The sequence below is a fragment of the Glutamicibacter sp. JC586 genome (genome assembly GCF_009805585.1).
Lineage (GTDB): Bacteria > Actinomycetota > Actinomycetes > Actinomycetales > Micrococcaceae > Glutamicibacter.
Genome location: NZ_VHIN01000022.1, coordinates 21,916 through 36,439, shown reverse-complemented (window position 1 = coordinate 36,439; position 14,524 = coordinate 21,916). Strand labels below are relative to the sequence as shown.

General features: G+C 54.6%; 14 protein-coding genes, 1 tRNA gene and 2 riboswitches. Of the genes, 5 read left to right on the top strand and 10 right to left on the bottom strand.

Annotated elements, in window-relative coordinates:
• Window positions 1-53: 53 nt before the first annotated feature.
• The 3 genes from sucD to pcrA form a co-directional block, all read right to left on the bottom strand.
• Window positions 54-956, bottom strand: coding sequence for a succinate--CoA ligase subunit alpha (sucD, locus tag FJV47_RS14030; protein WP_159614062.1), 903 nt, complete (start codon window positions 954-956; stop codon window positions 54-56).
• Between the two features lie 16 nt (window positions 957-972).
• Window positions 973-2,145: an ADP-forming succinate--CoA ligase subunit beta gene (gene sucC, locus FJV47_RS14025; RefSeq protein ID WP_159614060.1), complete on the bottom strand. Its 1,173-nt coding sequence runs from the start codon at window positions 2,143-2,145 to the stop codon at window positions 973-975.
• Between the two features lie 241 nt (window positions 2,146-2,386).
• A complete protein-coding gene (gene pcrA, locus FJV47_RS14020) occupies window positions 2,387-4,762 on the bottom strand; it encodes a DNA helicase PcrA (RefSeq protein WP_159614058.1) in 2,376 nt (791 codons plus the stop codon).
• Window positions 4,763-4,846: 84 nt separating this feature from the next.
• Between pcrA and FJV47_RS14015 the strand changes: the two genes are divergently transcribed.
• Both FJV47_RS14015 and FJV47_RS14010 read left to right on the top strand, forming a co-directional pair.
• Window positions 4,847-5,509 (top strand): hypothetical protein, encoded by a 663-nt coding sequence (locus FJV47_RS14015; RefSeq protein ID WP_159614056.1) that lies wholly within the window; start codon window positions 4,847-4,849, stop codon window positions 5,507-5,509.
• 65 nt (window positions 5,510-5,574) lie between these two features.
• Window positions 5,575-5,648: transfer RNA gene (locus FJV47_RS14010), tRNA-Arg, on the top strand.
• Between the two features lie 118 nt (window positions 5,649-5,766).
• Here FJV47_RS14010 and FJV47_RS14005 read toward each other — a convergent pair.
• Window positions 5,767-6,996 carry an ROK family transcriptional regulator gene (locus tag FJV47_RS14005; protein ID WP_159614054.1) on the bottom strand — a complete coding sequence of 410 codons (1,230 nt, stop codon included), beginning with the start codon at window positions 6,994-6,996 and terminating at the stop codon, window positions 5,767-5,769.
• A gap of 187 nt (window positions 6,997-7,183) precedes the next feature.
• Between FJV47_RS14005 and FJV47_RS14000 the strand changes: the two genes are divergently transcribed.
• Window positions 7,184-7,594 (top strand): NUDIX domain-containing protein, encoded by a 411-nt coding sequence (locus FJV47_RS14000; RefSeq protein WP_159614052.1) that lies wholly within the window; start codon window positions 7,184-7,186, stop codon window positions 7,592-7,594.
• 38 nt (window positions 7,595-7,632) lie between these two features.
• Here the strand turns inward: FJV47_RS14000 and FJV47_RS13995 are convergent, their stop codons facing one another.
• From FJV47_RS13995 to FJV47_RS13980, 4 genes are all read right to left on the bottom strand, one after another.
• The gene (locus tag FJV47_RS13995; RefSeq protein WP_159614050.1) at window positions 7,633-8,127 is read right to left on the bottom strand and encodes an HNH endonuclease; all 495 of its coding nucleotides are present in this window, start codon (window positions 8,125-8,127) and stop codon (window positions 7,633-7,635) included.
• A gap of 227 nt (window positions 8,128-8,354) precedes the next feature.
• Window positions 8,355-9,275 carry a C40 family peptidase gene (locus FJV47_RS13990; protein ID WP_159614048.1) on the bottom strand — a complete coding sequence of 307 codons (921 nt, stop codon included), beginning with the start codon at window positions 9,273-9,275 and terminating at the stop codon, window positions 8,355-8,357.
• A 3-nt stretch (window positions 9,276-9,278) separates the two neighbouring features.
• Window positions 9,279-9,449, bottom strand: a riboswitch (cyclic di-AMP (ydaO/yuaA leader).
• Between the two features lie 125 nt (window positions 9,450-9,574).
• Window positions 9,575-10,621, bottom strand: a complete 1,047-nt coding sequence (locus FJV47_RS13985; protein ID WP_159614046.1) for a M23 family metallopeptidase — start codon at window positions 10,619-10,621, stop codon at window positions 9,575-9,577.
• A gap of 4 nt (window positions 10,622-10,625) precedes the next feature.
• A riboswitch (cyclic di-AMP (ydaO/yuaA leader) is annotated at window positions 10,626-10,792 on the bottom strand.
• 91 nt (window positions 10,793-10,883) lie between these two features.
• Complete coding sequence (locus FJV47_RS13980; RefSeq protein ID WP_159614044.1) at window positions 10,884-11,582, bottom strand: metal-dependent transcriptional regulator; 699 nt, start codon at window positions 11,580-11,582, stop codon at window positions 10,884-10,886.
• A gap of 260 nt (window positions 11,583-11,842) precedes the next feature.
• Between FJV47_RS13980 and serC the strand changes: the two genes are divergently transcribed.
• Window positions 11,843-12,964 (top strand): phosphoserine transaminase, encoded by a 1,122-nt coding sequence (serC, locus tag FJV47_RS13975; protein WP_159614042.1) that lies wholly within the window; start codon window positions 11,843-11,845, stop codon window positions 12,962-12,964.
• Window positions 12,965-13,044: 80 nt separating this feature from the next.
• On the opposite strand, the gene FJV47_RS13970 is transcribed toward serC, so the two are convergent.
• Together FJV47_RS13970 and FJV47_RS13965 are read right to left on the bottom strand one after the other, a co-directional pair.
• Entirely contained in the window at window positions 13,045-13,653 is a 609-nt protein-coding gene (locus FJV47_RS13970; RefSeq protein ID WP_159614040.1) for a DUF3027 domain-containing protein, read from the bottom strand.
• A gap of 3 nt (window positions 13,654-13,656) precedes the next feature.
• Window positions 13,657-14,040 carry a cold-shock protein gene (locus FJV47_RS13965; RefSeq protein ID WP_131090330.1) on the bottom strand — a complete coding sequence of 128 codons (384 nt, stop codon included), beginning with the start codon at window positions 14,038-14,040 and terminating at the stop codon, window positions 13,657-13,659.
• Between the two features lie 250 nt (window positions 14,041-14,290).
• Between FJV47_RS13965 and FJV47_RS13960 the strand changes: the two genes are divergently transcribed.
• Complete coding sequence (locus tag FJV47_RS13960) at window positions 14,291-14,509, top strand: hypothetical protein (RefSeq protein WP_159614038.1); 219 nt, start codon at window positions 14,291-14,293, stop codon at window positions 14,507-14,509.
• The last annotated feature ends 15 nt before the right edge of the window (window positions 14,510-14,524 follow it).

Here is a 14,524-nt window from a genome sequence, read left to right as displayed (position 1 = left end):
TAAATGCCCCAGATCCATAAGGATCTGGGGCATTTATTTAGCTCTAAGTTAGCTTAGAGAGCTGCGAAAACCTCGCGCAGCAAGCGTGCAGTCTCCGAAGGAGTCTTGCCGACCTTGACGCCAGCAGCTTCCAGTGCTTCCTTCTTGGCCTGTGCGGTGCCAGCCGAGCCGGAAACGATGGCGCCTGCGTGGCCCATGGTCTTGCCCTCAGGAGCGGTGAAGCCAGCCACGTAGCCAACAACTGGCTTGGTGACGTTGGCCTTGATGTAATCAGCTGCGCGCTCTTCAGCGTCGCCACCGATCTCACCGATCATAACGATGGCCTTGGTCTCTGGGTCAGCTTCGAAAGCAGCCAGTGCATCGATGTGGGTGGTACCAATAACTGGGTCACCGCCGATGCCGATTGCGGTCGAGAAGCCCAGATCGCGCAGTTCGTACATCATCTGGTAGGTCAGGGTGCCGGACTTGGAAACCAAGCCGATTGGGCCCTTGCCGGTGATGTTATTCGGGGTGATACCAACCAGTGCTTCACCTGGGGTGATGATGCCTGGGCAGTTAGGACCGATGATGCGGGTGATCTGGTTGCCGTCGGCGTCAACCTTCGACTGTGCCAGAGCCCAGAACTCAGCGGAGTCCTGTACTGGGACACCTTCGGTGATGACTACAACGAGGCCAACCTCGGCCTCGATAGCCTCAACAACTGCGTCCTTGGTGAACTTTGGTGGCACGAAGACAATCGATACGTCAGCGCCGGTCTCGGCCTTAGCCTCAGCCACGGTGCCGTAAACCTTGATGTCCTGATCACCATGGGTGACGGTGGTGCCAGCCTTGCGGGCGTTCACGCCGCCAACAATGTTGGTGCCAGCCTTGAGCATCAGGGCGGTGTGCTTGGTGCCTTCGCCGCCGGTGATGCCCTGGACGATGACCTTAGAGTCCTTGTTCAGGTAAATGCTCATTGTTCGCTTATCCCTCTTACTTCGCTGCGTTGGCGAGCTCGGCAGCCTTATCGGCGCCCTCATCCATGGTTGCTGCCAGGGTGACCAACGGGTGGTTGGCCTGGGCCAAGATGGCACGACCCTCTTCAACGTTGTTGCCGTCCAGGCGGACAACCAGTGGCTTGTTCGCTGCATCACCCAGGGTGTTGAGCGCGCCAACGATGCCGTTTGCGACAGCGTCACATGCGGTGATACCACCGAAGACGTTGACGAAGACCGACTTGACCTGTGGGTCGTTCAAGATGACGTCAAGGCCGTTAGCCATAACCTCAGCCGAAGCTCCACCACCGATGTCAAGGAAGTTAGCTGGCTTGACCGAACCGTGGTTCTCGCCAGCGTAAGCTACAACGTCCAGGGTGGACATAACCAGGCCAGCACCGTTACCGATGATGCCTACTTCGCCGTCCAGCTTGACGTAGTTCAGGCCAGCAGCCTTTGCCTTAGCTTCCAGTGGATCGGCTGCGCCCTTGTCTTCCAGCTCTTCGTGAGCTGGGTGGCGAACCTCAGATGCGTTGTCATCCAGGGAGACCTTGCCGTCAAGTGCGACGATGTCGCCGGCGCCGGTCTTTACCAGTGGGTTAACTTCAACGAGGGTTGCGTCTTCTTCCTTGAAAACAACCCAGAGCTTCTGGATGGTTTCCGCAACCTTGGCACGCAATTCTTCAGGGAAGTTTGCTTCTGCCACGATCTCCGCAGCCTTCGCGGCGTCAATGCCTACGATTGGGTCAACGGCGACCTTAGCTAGAGCCTCTGGGCGCTCAACTGCGAGCACCTCGATCTCCATGCCACCTTCTACCGAGCACATGGCCAGGTAGTTACGGTTTGCACGGTCCAGCAGTACCGAGAAGTAGAACTCCTCAGCGATGTCGGCGCCCTGAGCAATCATTACCTTGTTCACGGTATGGCCCTTGATGTCCATACCGAGAATGGCAGATGCGTGCTCGAAAGCCTCATCGGCAGTCTTAGCGACCTTAACGCCGCCAGCCTTACCGCGGCCACCGACCTTGACCTGTGCCTTTACTACAACTACGCCGCCGATCTTCTCAGCTGCGGCCTTGGCTTCTTCCGGGGTGTAAGCGACGATACCGGCAAGCACGGGAACACCGTGTGCCTCAAATAGATCGCGCGCCTGGTACTCATACAGGTCCACGGGTTTGTGTCCTTCGTTCGAAGTTCATGCTGACTCGCGGCATGGCCACGGACCGAAATCCATGCCATACCTAAGAGAGCGCACCGCAACAAACGGACGTCATAAGGCGCCGTAGCCCGTGCGCACCTCTCAGACTATCCCGACTTCTTGAAAGTTCCCACTTTTACAACACGTAGAGAAACTCGGGAATTTGCGCGAAAAGCCGGGGAATGTGACGAAGGCAACACAATTCTTCGCTTACTTATTCGACAATTTCGAGGGGCGCATAACGCAACAACAGTCGCTTTTCTGAATCTGGGAATTGAACCTTAGCAACTGTCTTGTCTCCTGCTCCTTCCAGAGCGATAACAGTTCCCAAGCCAAACGCGGAATGCTTCACCGATTGCCCAACCTTGGGAATAGTGATGTCCTTGTTTTGTACGACTCGTTGCTTGGCTACCGGGGCGGCACTGGTGCCACGAGCTGGTGCGGAGGATGCAGAACCGGCTCCCCAATGAGAACCACGTTCGTATCTGCTGGTGGCGAAATTCACCGCAGAATTGCCAAAGCCGAATCCTCCGCCAGTAGAACCCTCACGCTTCCAGTCGATCAGTTGTTCTGGAATTTCTTCCAAGAACTTGCTTGCAGGGTTGTACTGGGCTTGACCCCACAAGCTTCGTTGCTCTGCTCTAGAAAGGTAGAGGCGCTCACGTGCACGGGTTAGGCCAACGTATGCCAGGCGACGTTCTTCTGCTAGTTCCTTTTCATCGGTCATTGAGCGCTGATGCGGGAAGACACCGTGCTCCATACCGGTCAAGAAGACCACCGGGAATTCCAAACCCTTGGCAGTGTGCAGGGTCATCAAGGTGACCATGCCTTCCTTCGCCGCCATGGCCGCGCCTTCATCATCACTGGGGGCTTGTGGAATTTGGTCTGCATCGGCGACCAGAGCCACCCGCTCTAGGAAGCCACCCAAACCGCCTTCAGGTTCATCATTGACGTAGTCTCGAACGACTGCCACCAGTTCGGCGAGGTTTTCTACCCGGGACTCATCCTGCGGGTCGGTGGAAAGGCGCAGCGTCTCTAGATATCCAGTTTGTTCCAACACCGCTTCCAACGCTTCGGCAGGGCCAGAGCCTTCCGCGACGGTCTGCAAGTCATCCATCAAGGAAACAAACGCGGTGGTCATCTTAATTCCACGGGTTCCTAATCCGGGTGCCTCGTCCGAACGGCGCAAGGCTTCCATAAAGGAAATACGCTCGCGTTCAGCCAGAGCAGCCACCGCGCCTTCGGCTCGATCACCAATGCCTCGTTTGGGTTCGTTGAGGATTCGCCGAACATTGATGTCATCGTCAGGGTTCACCAAAGCGCGCAGATAGGCGAGCGCGTCTTTGATCTCTTTGCGGTCATAGAACCGAGTTCCACCAACCACTCGGTACTTCAGGTCCACACGCATGAGTTGTTCTTCCAACGCGCGTGATTGTGCATTGGTGCGATAGAAGATGGCAACGTCGCCAGGACGAACGTCGTTTTCATCGTTGAGTCGCAAGATTTCTTCAGCGATCCAGCGTGCTTCATCGGACTCGGATTCGCCGACGTAACCGGTAATGAGTTCCCCGTCGCCGCTGGCGGTCCATAAACGCTTGTCGTTGCGGTCCGGGTTGCGCTTAATGACTTCGTTGGCGGCTGACAGAATCGTTTGGGTGGAACGATAGTTTTGTTCCAGCTTGATCGTTGCTGCGTTCGGGTAGTCTTTCTCGAACTCAATAATGTTACGAATGTCGGCGCCACGAAAGGCATAAATCGACTGATCGGAATCGCCAACAACCGTTAGTTCTCCCGGCGTGGTCTCCCCTTCAACTCCAGTAAGTTCACGAATCAACGAGTACTGCGCGTGGTTGGTGTCCTGATACTCATCGATGAGCACGTGTCGGAAACGGCGACGGTAGCTATCTGCCAGACGTGGGAACGCCCGGAACATGTATACAACTTGGCCGATCAAATCATCGAAGTCCAGCGCGTTAGCCGCACGCATGCGCCGCGTATAACCGCGGTAGACCTCAGCAACAGCCCGAGAGAACGGGTCGTTGGTATTAATCGTCGCCGCATAGTCCTCATCATCGATGAGTTCATTTTTCAAAGAAGAGATCTTATGAGCTATCGCTTTGGGCGTGAATCGCTTCGGATCTATTTCCAATGACTTTGCAACTAGGGTGATCAGTCGCAATGAGTCAGTCGAGTCGTAGATGGAGAAGCTGGACTTCAGCCCGATGGTTGCCGCTTCGCGACGCAAGATCCGCACACACGATGAGTGGAACGTGGAAATCCACATCTTTTTCGCTTTGTCTTCGCCAATGAGCTCGGCCGCACGTTCGCGCATTTCGGCGGCGGCCTTGTTGGTGAAGGTAATAGCCAGGATCTCGTGTGGACGGGCACGACCGGTCGCCAACAGGTATGCGATACGGTGAGTTAGCACTCGGGTCTTTCCTGAACCTGCGCCGGCAACGATGAGCAGTGGGCCGCCAGCATAGCGTACGGCCTCCTCCTGTTGGGGGTTCATGCCGATCAATAATTCCTCTGCAGTCGGCATGACTGGCTGTGCGGAATCCGAAGCGAAATCATCAAAAAGAAAATCCATGATGTAGCCAGTCTACGTGTCCATACGGACACTTTCCGGTGGCCGTTGAAAAGTGCAGGCCAAGGCACAGGCATAATGGACTGTATGGCAAAGAAGGTCAAGAAAACCAAAGAATATCGCAAGGCAAGTCATTTTAACGCGCAAGAGCAACAACTGCGCGCGAACCCAGTAGCCGCTCGAGTAGCAAGAAACGGTTCTCAAGAAAATAAGTCGAACCCGATGCTCCTGATATCGGTTGGTTTAGTGGTTTGCTTGGCTCTATTTGTCTATTACCACGTACTGACCATGGTGCAAATGAAAGACTTGAGCGATTCTCTGTCCATGCCAGATCAACGAGTCTTTGGCTACACCGTTGCAGACATCGAGGCCTTGCGCTCAGCGATGAATGCCGACGCTATCGGCCAGCTTAACTATCTACACAAGACCGCCGGGTTCCTCTTTCCGATGTTTACTGCCGTTTTCTCCATGCTGCTGTTCATCCGATGGATTCCCAACCGCCAAAGGCGTTGGTTAGCATGGCTGGCCCCATTGGGCTTTGCCGTCATCGATATCTGGGAAAACTTCGCGATTGATGCCCTCTTTACTGGCGAGCTCTCCCCCGGTCTGGTTGCTCTGGCGTCCATATTGACCACTATCCGATGGGCACTATTGATAATTACTGCTGGTCTTATCGTCGGTATCGGCGGGGTACGCGCCAATCGCGCACTGAAACAAAAGATTCTGGCTATCCGCGAGGGAACCGAGTAGGAACAAGCGTGAGATTTACCCCCAGCATCCTAGTAAGATAGTGTTGTTGGTGTTTTCACGCCCTCGCCTCTGTAGCTCAGTTGGATAGAGCGACCCTCTCCTAAAGGGTAGGCCATCGGTTCAATTCCGGTCAGGGGCACATATAGAGCTTTGTTTTCTGATTCGTTCAGAAAACAAAGCTCTTTTCATATCCGGGATACAACTGTGGGGCACATTCATCAAGAATGTGCCCCACAGTTTTTGAGTAGATTTTTCGACTAGCGAAGCAACAGTGCCGTTGCCTTTGGTGATAGTGAAGCATCCATGACGACACAAGCGCCACCGACTGCTCCGACATTGGCGCCGAGATCGGAAGTGCGCGTTTCAATGTCGTGAACGCCACGCAGCGCGAATCGGCGTTCGACGGACTCGCGTACATCGTTTTCAACGAGTTCGCGGACCTTGCCCCACTGCGGGCCACCGAAGATGACTTCGCGGACATCCAGTGAGTTGGCGAGCTGACCTGCAACTTCGGCAACTAGAGCCATCGACTCGGTTACCAGTTCTTTGGCTACCTTGTTGCCGCTATTGGCCAATTCGTACAGCTTATTCATGCCTTCTGCACGCTGTTCTGGGCCGACGATCTCGTAGCTTGGCAGATCCAGACCGCGTTCCTTGGCCTGTGCCGAGAGGTACTCGTACGAAGTACCTGCTGCGAGGCAATCATCGGCGCCACACTCTTCACAGACGATTGACTTGTGACCGGTGGAGTAGTGTCCGATTTCGCCAGCATTGTTGCTCGCGCCGTGGTGAACATCGTTGTTGAGCACAAGACCTGCGCCGAAGCCGTGGCCACAGTAGACGAAGACGAAGTCGTTGTTCTTCTCTTCCTTCGACTGCCACAACTCACCAACAGCGGAAGCGATGGTGTCCTTTTCGATGATGACCTGTAAGCGCAACAGCTTACGTAGTGGGTTGACGAGCTCTACATCAGCCCAGCCGTCCAGCAGTGGCGGATTCAGAACGATTCCCTCTTCCACGTTAACCGGACCTGGAACAGCGATACCTACACCAACGATGTGCTTCTTTGGCACACGAATTTCAGCAATCAGTTCCTTGACGGTGGTGGCCATCAGCTGGATGGTCTCGTTAGCGACCTCCAAGTTAGGAAGTTCAACACGACGTTCACGCAATACCTCGCCACGCAGGTTCATCGCCACGAAGGTGATGACGCTCGGGTCTAGGTGGATGCCAATGGAAACCAGGCGGTTGCCTTCAAGCTCCAAGACGGTGCGAGGCTTGCCTGGCCCGGATACAATCGTTCGGTCTTCTCGGACAATTCCGTCATCCAGCAAACGACGGACAACATTGGAAATGGTCTGTGGCGACAGACCAGTGGAACCGGCAAGTTCTACACGGCTGATGCCGTCAGGCGCGCGTCGAATTGATTCGAGAATGACTGCCTGGTTGAAGTCGCCCAAGCGGCCTAGATTTGTACCCCGTCGCATTATTGCTCCATTGTTCTGTAAAGTAGATGGATCGATCTTTCTGTTCCAACAGATTCACTGTCAACCAGCTACTGGTCTGCCATACTGCGAGTAAGTTGACCACTGGGAGAAACAACTAAAAACGTTGGAGATCCAATTAAGCACGTTACCACTATTAATGTGAGGATTCACGCGATATTGTGTTTTAGTGAAGAAAATTTTGACGATATCAGCCGCACGATTAATCAACAGTCGAGGAGAAATCCTCTTAGTGCGAAAGCGTGGCACCTCAAAGTTCATGCAACCAGGCGGCAAGCCAGAAATCGGCGAGTCTGCGTTACAAACCGTCATTCGAGAAATTCACGAAGAACTCGGCCTCTTGTTCACCCCTGAAAAGCTCACCTTTGACGGTGAGTGGGTCGGACCAGCGGCCAACGAGGAAGATACCTCCATCCATGCATCCTTGTTTTCAGCGCGCTTTGATGGGCAGCTCACTCCCCTAGCTGAACTCGAAGAAGTGCTATGGATAGCACCAGAAGATGCCTTGCTCCGAAAGGACATCGCACCACTACTTCGTGACTTCGTGCTCCCTCAAGCAATCAGCAGCGCCCAGAAGTGACCACCTGTACAGATACGAACGATAGTAGTCTCCAACGCCTAGCTGGCCTGTAGGAATTCGTCCCATGCCGCATCGATATGCTGCAACCCGGAAACCAAGTGTCCCCCAACCCGCGGTCGATGAGGCGTCACCCGAAGTTGCCAGCCGAGCTGAGACAACATCTTATCGGCCTTACGGCTGTTGCAGAGCAGGCAAGCAGCCACCAGATTCTCCCAAGTGTTCTGCCCTCCCCGGCTTCGTGGAATCACATGGTCGATAGTGTTCGCAGACTTACCGCAGTAGGCGCAGGTAAAGGCATCTCGACGCAAAACGCCCCTACGCGTGACATGTTGCATGTCTCGGTAGGGGCGTCTTACATAGCGCTTGAGCACGATAACAGTGGGTCTGGGTAACTGCCCGTGGGAACTGCGAACTGGTGAATCATCATCTTGGAGCACGATGGTGGCTTTATCTGTCATGACCATGACCAAGGCTCGTCTAAAAGTTACGACCGCTAAGGGTTCGTATCCTGCATTTAATACCAGTGTTCGCATGTGTCGTACTTCCTTCTTGGACCGATTGCTACCATCTGGCATTGATGGAGCTCGCGTCCTTATCGGAGTGTCTCTAGAGATACCCTATGCGAAGACCAAGGTGATTTGGGAGTCTTGCGAAAGAAATCCAGCATTTTTCACCTTACGGATATTCTTCGTTCATCTTTTTAAACGAACAATGGCCATCGCACGACATTGTCGTCCGATGGCCATCGAAAAAACTGGAATTAGCCAGCTAGGGTGTAGTAGCCGTACAGCGGGTTACGCGATACGTCGTGAACCAAAGTGCCAACGCTTGGGTTCTGTGCACCGATCATCTTGCCACCACCGAGGTAGATGCCAACGTGACCGCCACCGTTCTGGAACACAAGGTCGCCTGGCTTAGGGCTGCTCGTGCGCTTGAACTGGCCCGAGCCAAGGATGGCCGAGGTGCCGCGGGCGATGTTGATGCCGTGCTTTGCGTAAACGTACTTGACGAAGCCCGAGCAATCCCAACCGCTTGGAGTGTTGCCGCCCCATACGTATGGAACGCCTGAGTACTGAGCAGCGGTAGCAGCAATTCCGGATAGACCAGCGACCTGCGATGAGGACTCAGTCTTGGTTTCGGTCTTTGCTTCTGCCTTTGGAGTGGCAGTCTGGGTGCTCGTTGCGCTGCTACGGCTCGAACGAGTCGTAGGAGCCATCGAATCAGACGAATCTGAATCGGAGCTTGCCGACGCGGTCGACGTCGAAGAAGACGATGCGGTCGAAGTCGACGCGGTCGAAGTCGAAGCCTGGCTGGTGCGAGTGGTTGGCTCGATGTTATCTGCTACTGCGATAACAACTGGCTTTGGCTTTGGCTTCTCGTCAGCGGTGAAGCTGGCACGCTTGATGCTTACCGAAGCATCCTTGTCGGCAGCAACGCTAACCGACTTGACGGCTACGCGCTCTGGGTTGATAGTGTCGACAGGAGCTGCCGATACATCGCGTGGCGCGGTAGCCTGGCCTGGAACACCCAGGGTAACGATCAAACCTGATGCTGCTGCTACGACGGCAGCCTGACGACCTACCGAGCCAGCGTTAGACGCTACGGCCTGGGAAATCGCCTGTAGCGAATTGGTACGTGCAACGTCGGCGCGGCGACGTCCATGTGCATGACTCTTGGTCAAAATAATGCCTCTCCTTGATACCTACGAGGTAAGCTGTCGGGTTCGAAGTGGAGTTACCTCGGTGGATTCGAAGTTTCCTTCTCTATCCACTTCACCCCTAGGGTTATTAGCCAAAGCTAATGACCCGATAATGGTTCCCCCGCCACTGCCGTACGAGTTGTGTAAAACTTGCTCATTGCGTGTTGGCAGTGCTCGGTTCTCACGCAAAGATGCCCATGGGTTCCCCATGGCACGGGTATAAGCCTATAGGATGATTTTTGAAATGTCACGTTTTGATCACGAAATAGTGACGAACGTCGTTATAACCAACCTGCAGGGTCTTTGAACTGGCCGTCAACGATCACTTCGAAGTGCACGTGCGGTCCGGTTGAGTTGCCGGTAGTTCCCGACAAAGCGATGAGATCTCCACGCTTTACCTTGTCGCCAACCTTGACCAATACCTGGCTGTTGTGGCTGTAGCCGGTCTCTAGTCCGTTGCCGTGATCTAACGTAACGCGGTTACCGGAGTGCCCGGCCCAGCCAGCAACTTCAACAACACCATCGGCGGCTGCGTAGACTTTGGTTCCACTAGCAACGCCGTAATCGGTGCCACTGTGAATCATGAAACCTGCACCAGTGGGATTCTTGCGGTGCCCGAAGCTCGATGTAATACGCTGGCTGTCTACCGGAGCGTCAAGCAAACCGGCGGTTTCCTTGATCGTTGCGACGTCGCCGCCCGAGGCAGTCATGATCTCAGAGAACTTATCTTCGCTGGCGACCTTCTTATTCACCTTCGAGGAAAGCGCTGCGCGCTCCACAGAAATTTCCGTGTCGCTCGCTGGTGCTTTGACGTCGATAACGGCGGAAGTAGCTGTGCGCTGTTCGGCAGCGACTGCCTTGTCTTCTTCACCGGTGCTACCAGAGAGTTGTGGAGCAACGACGGCCAACGCCAAACCTGATACCGCAGCAACGGCAGCGATCTTGTGGCTGAAGCCGGCGCGGCTTGACTTACGATCCTTGTGCTTGACCGTGGCGATGAACTCGACATTGCTATCAGTATCAACCGACGCCGCTGGGGCAGTCTGGGATTCTGTGCGTTGCGGCAGCGAAACAACGTTGCTCTGAGCATCCTTGGCTGCAAGGTCTTTTTGAGCTGGCGCTACACCGTAGCGCTGAATGGAGTCGAAGCGACGACCCACAAAGTCTGCATTTACCGGCTTGACCGGGGTAATTGCGGGAGCAGCAGAAGCGGCGCGTGATGCGCGGCGTCCGTTGGCCCGCTGGGTAACGGAGGCGGTGATCTCAGTAATCACATCAATCTCGGTATCCGCAGCGCGACGTCGTCCCGCAGTCTTGGTTTCGACCAAAACATTCCTCTCACTGTTACGCCTACGAAGTTAGCTGTCGGGTTCGACGATGGAGAATTGTGTCGGCCTGTAAATTACAGAGCTTCACCCCAAGGCGTTTGCACGCCAAAATATTGGGTCCCCCGCTGTTGCCCTCAAAAACCATTTACCTACTTCTGACGCAGGGCAACACTCGGCGGTGGCGACAGAGGCGGATGATGCACATCAGAGCGATGACATCAAAACTAAACGTTACCGGTCATCCGGTAAAGTTACAATTTCGTTATCTAATTTGAGACCGAACGAACACGTGTCCGCTGACTTCAATTGGAAGCTCCAGCGCACCTTCGATGCCCTGAACACGGACAACTACGTAGTCGTCGGCGCGCTCCAAAGTGACGATGGCACCGGGACGAATCCCACCTTCGTTCAGTTGTCCAAGCAGGATTGGGTCCGTTTGAATCGGCTCGGCCAATCGTTCAATGGCCACTGGGCCAATGTTGCCGGCCAGCAATGCGTCATCCAAGTTCTGTACTTCATGTGAGATTTCAGCCACGCTGGGCCCACCAAGTACCTCAAGACCAGGAATGGGGTTGCCGTACGGGGAGACAGTCGGTTTACCCAGTAGGTCGTAAAGTCGACGCTCCACACGTTCACTCATCACGTGCTCCCAGCGGCAAGCCTCGTCGTGAACGTATTCCCAGTCCAGGCCAATCATGTCTGACAGTAGGCGTTCGGCCAGGCGGTGCTTGCGCATCACGCTTGTTGCTAATTCATGACCTTTTTCGGTCAGCGCAAGGTGTCGATCCGAAGAAACTACGACCAAGCCGTCGCGCTCCATACGGGCAACGGTTTGCGACACTGTAGGACCTGAGTGACCAAGACGCTCCGCAATTCGGGCACGCAAAGCCACGATCTCTTCTTCTTGTAGTTCAAGAATAGTGCGCAGATACATCTCAGTTGTATCGATAAGATCAGACACGGTAGCCGCTCCTGGAAGTCACAACAATTAAGTTCGCTCGATTTTAACGTGGCGTATATATCCCACTCTACTTGGTCTATCAGACCAAGTAGTGATGAAACCCGCCGCACAGTCGTCGTAACCGACTGTCTCGCTTTTCCCTCAAGCTCCGCAATTTGCGAAGATATCTATTGAAACGCCAAGGCCATCCTTCTATATTCCGAACCTTTGGTATCGGTGGCCAGACAGGCACTTCAAACGATCGCTACAAGAGGAGCGCGATGAGCACGGACATCCAAATTCCACAAAACCTACTGCCCGCTGATGGTCGATTCGGTGCGGGGCCTTCCAAGGTACGCGCAGAACAGGTTCAGGCCATCGTCGATGCTGGAGCCAAGTTGTTGGGGACTTCCCACCGTCAGGCACCGGTAAAGAATCTTGTAGCTTCCGTTCAAGACGGGCTCAAAGAGATGTTCAACGCTCCTGAAGGTTACGAAGTTCTGCTTGGTGTTGGTGGTTCCACCGCATTCTGGGATGCTGCAACATTTAGCTTGGTGCGTAATAAGGCGCAGCACCTGTCCTTCGGCGAATTTGGATCCAAGTTCGCCAAGGCCACCGACAAGGCTCCCTTCTTGGAAGCATCGTCGATCATCGTGGGCGAACCAGGTACCGTTCCTGCCCCTGTGGCAGAACCCGATGTTGACCTCTACGCATGGCCTCACAATGAGACCTCTACCGGTGCAGCTGCACCGGTAAAGCGCGTTGCTGGCGCCAACGACGATGCGCTGATCGTCATTGATGCCACCAGCGCCGCCGGCGGATTGGATGTCGATCTGGCCGAAACCGATGTTTACTACTTCGCTCCGCAGAAGAACTTCGCCTCCGACGGCGGACTGTGGCTTGCTTTCGTCTCCCCTGCTGCCATTGCTCGCATCGAAGAAATTGCTGCCAGCGATCGCTGGATCCCAGACTTCCTGGATCTGAAGACCGCGTTGGATAATTCGCTGAAAAACCAGACCTACAACACCCCGTCGCTCACGACGCTGGTAGGTCTAGACGCTCAGGTTAAATGGATCAATTCCAATGGCGGTCTCAAGTGGGCTGCACAGCGCACAGCTGAATCTGCCGGTCTGGTACAGGCTTGGGCTGAGGCTTCGTCGATCGCTTCCCCCTACGTGGCTAATCCAGAGCACCGTTCGAACGTTATTTCCACGGTTGATTTTGATGAATCGGTGGATGCTTCGGCCATTGCCAAGGCGCTTCGTGCCAACGGCGTGGTTGATGTTGAGCCATATCGCAAGCTTGGCCGCAACCAGCTGCGAATCGCGACCTTTGTCGCGATCGACCCAAGCGATGTTCAGGCCTTGCTCAATTGCATTGACTACGTCATTGAGCAGCTCTAAGGCGTAGCTAAAGAAGCGGGAGCTTCGAAGATCAGTATCAACTGATTCTTCGAAGCTCCCGCTTCTTTCTTAATAACGATCTAGCTGTCTTTGCGCGTACGGTTTCGTTGCGCAGCCCGGCGGCGGGCGGCCGTACGTTGAGCAGTTCTACGGCGTCGAACTTGACGTCTTGCCGGTGACTTGTGCGTTAGACCTTGGCCATCCTCCGAGGCCGCGTCCTGATCAGCTTGCTGTTGCTCTGATAGTTCTTTCGCTGTTGAAGCCTCTGTTGACTCTGCCTCTAAGGATTCTTCAGCTGACTCCGCAGAATCCTGTGGTTCGCCATGCTCGCCTGCCGCTTCAGATTCTTCGGCCGCCTTTGCAGCTTCGATCTCTTCCTTGGCCAAACGGTCCGCCCACGGAACCCAAGCAGGGGCTAACAGCGAATCTTCGCCGGCAATAATACCGACTTCGCACACCGTGAGATCCTTGGTTTTGGCCCGTGGAACACGTGCGATCGTCGCGAACCAGGTCCATCCCTCATACCCCTTTTTATGGGAGACAAATCTATGGGTGACAAGTCGCTCACCTTCGGCGGTCACCCCGAGGTATTCACCGATTTCGGACGCGCTAGCAATCTCTGCGAGCGCGACACGAGCAGGATCTACTGCGTCGGCGAGGATGGTGTCCAGCTTTGGTTTACGGGCCATTATTTATGCGTCCAGATCGTCGGCTACCGCACGAAGTACGGTAGCAACCTTCTTGCCATATGCCTGTTCAGGATAACGCCCCTTGTGCAAGCTATTGGAAACGTTGTCGAGCAGCTTGATGAGATCCTCGATGAGGACCGCTTCTGCCTCCGGCTTTTTACGCTTGGCTCGGGCAACCGATGGGGCTTGTTCAAGTAGGCGCAAACTCAGCGCCTGCGGTCCACGTCGCCCGTCAGCAACACCGAATTCCAAACGGGTTCCAGGGCGCAGATCGTGTACGCCTTCGGGCAACGCGGCGGCGTTGACGTAGATCTCTTTGCCGTCTTCAGCGGTAATAAAACCGAAGCCCTTGGCCTTTTCATACCATTTAACCTTGCCGCTAGGCATGATCACTTACCTCGTTCGTTCTTAGCTAAGTTGCATGACCGAGTCTTTCACTACGCCATGCATATTCATACGTACGATGTCGCGGAGTCACAGCCGGGATTCTTCTTTGCTTCTTGCCGGGTACTCAACCTACGAAATCGCTTCAAGTCCTATATCTAAGATTATGTCATCTCTAGAGCACAATTCATCTTTGCGTGCTTTGCTTTGCCTGACGAGTTGCTCCTACGGCAACGACGCTAAACTGGAACTCGTGAGCACTACATCCAAAACCATGACGGTCCTTTCACGTTTAGCGATCATCATCGCAGTACTTTCGGCGCTGGCTTTAGTTGGCACGCTGGTTCTTTATTTCCAGAACATCGCGATCCCTGCAGTGCTGATGGCGTTCTGCGTTTGGGGCCTACCACTGGCCTTCGCCCTGGCTATCGTTGTCGTCATAGGTAACATCGCCAAGCGTCGCAACAACTAAAAATCAAAATCAGCT

Bases quoted from the DNA above. Each gene is read 5' to 3' on its own strand.
- sucD (WP_159614062.1), bottom strand. From the start codon at position 956: ATGAGCATTTACCTGAACAAGGACTCTAAGGTCATCGTCCAGGGCATC.
- pcrA (WP_159614058.1), bottom strand. From the start codon at position 4,762: ATGGATTTTCTTTTTGATGATTTCGCTTCGGATTCCGCACAGCCAGTC.
- FJV47_RS14015 (WP_159614056.1), top strand. From the start codon at position 4,847: ATGGCAAAGAAGGTCAAGAAAACCAAAGAATATCGCAAGGCAAGTCAT.
- FJV47_RS14005 (WP_159614054.1), bottom strand. From the start codon at position 6,996: ATGCGACGGGGTACAAATCTAGGCCGCTTGGGCGACTTCAACCAGGCA.
- FJV47_RS13995 (WP_159614050.1), bottom strand. From the start codon at position 8,127: ATGCGAACACTGGTATTAAATGCAGGATACGAACCCTTAGCGGTCGTA.
- serC (WP_159614042.1), top strand. From the start codon at position 11,843: ATGAGCACGGACATCCAAATTCCACAAAACCTACTGCCCGCTGATGGT.
- FJV47_RS13970 (WP_159614040.1), bottom strand. From the start codon at position 13,653: ATGGCCCGTAAACCAAAGCTGGACACCATCCTCGCCGACGCAGTAGAT.
- FJV47_RS13965 (WP_131090330.1), bottom strand. From the start codon at position 14,040: ATGCCTAGCGGCAAGGTTAAATGGTATGAAAAGGCCAAGGGCTTCGGT.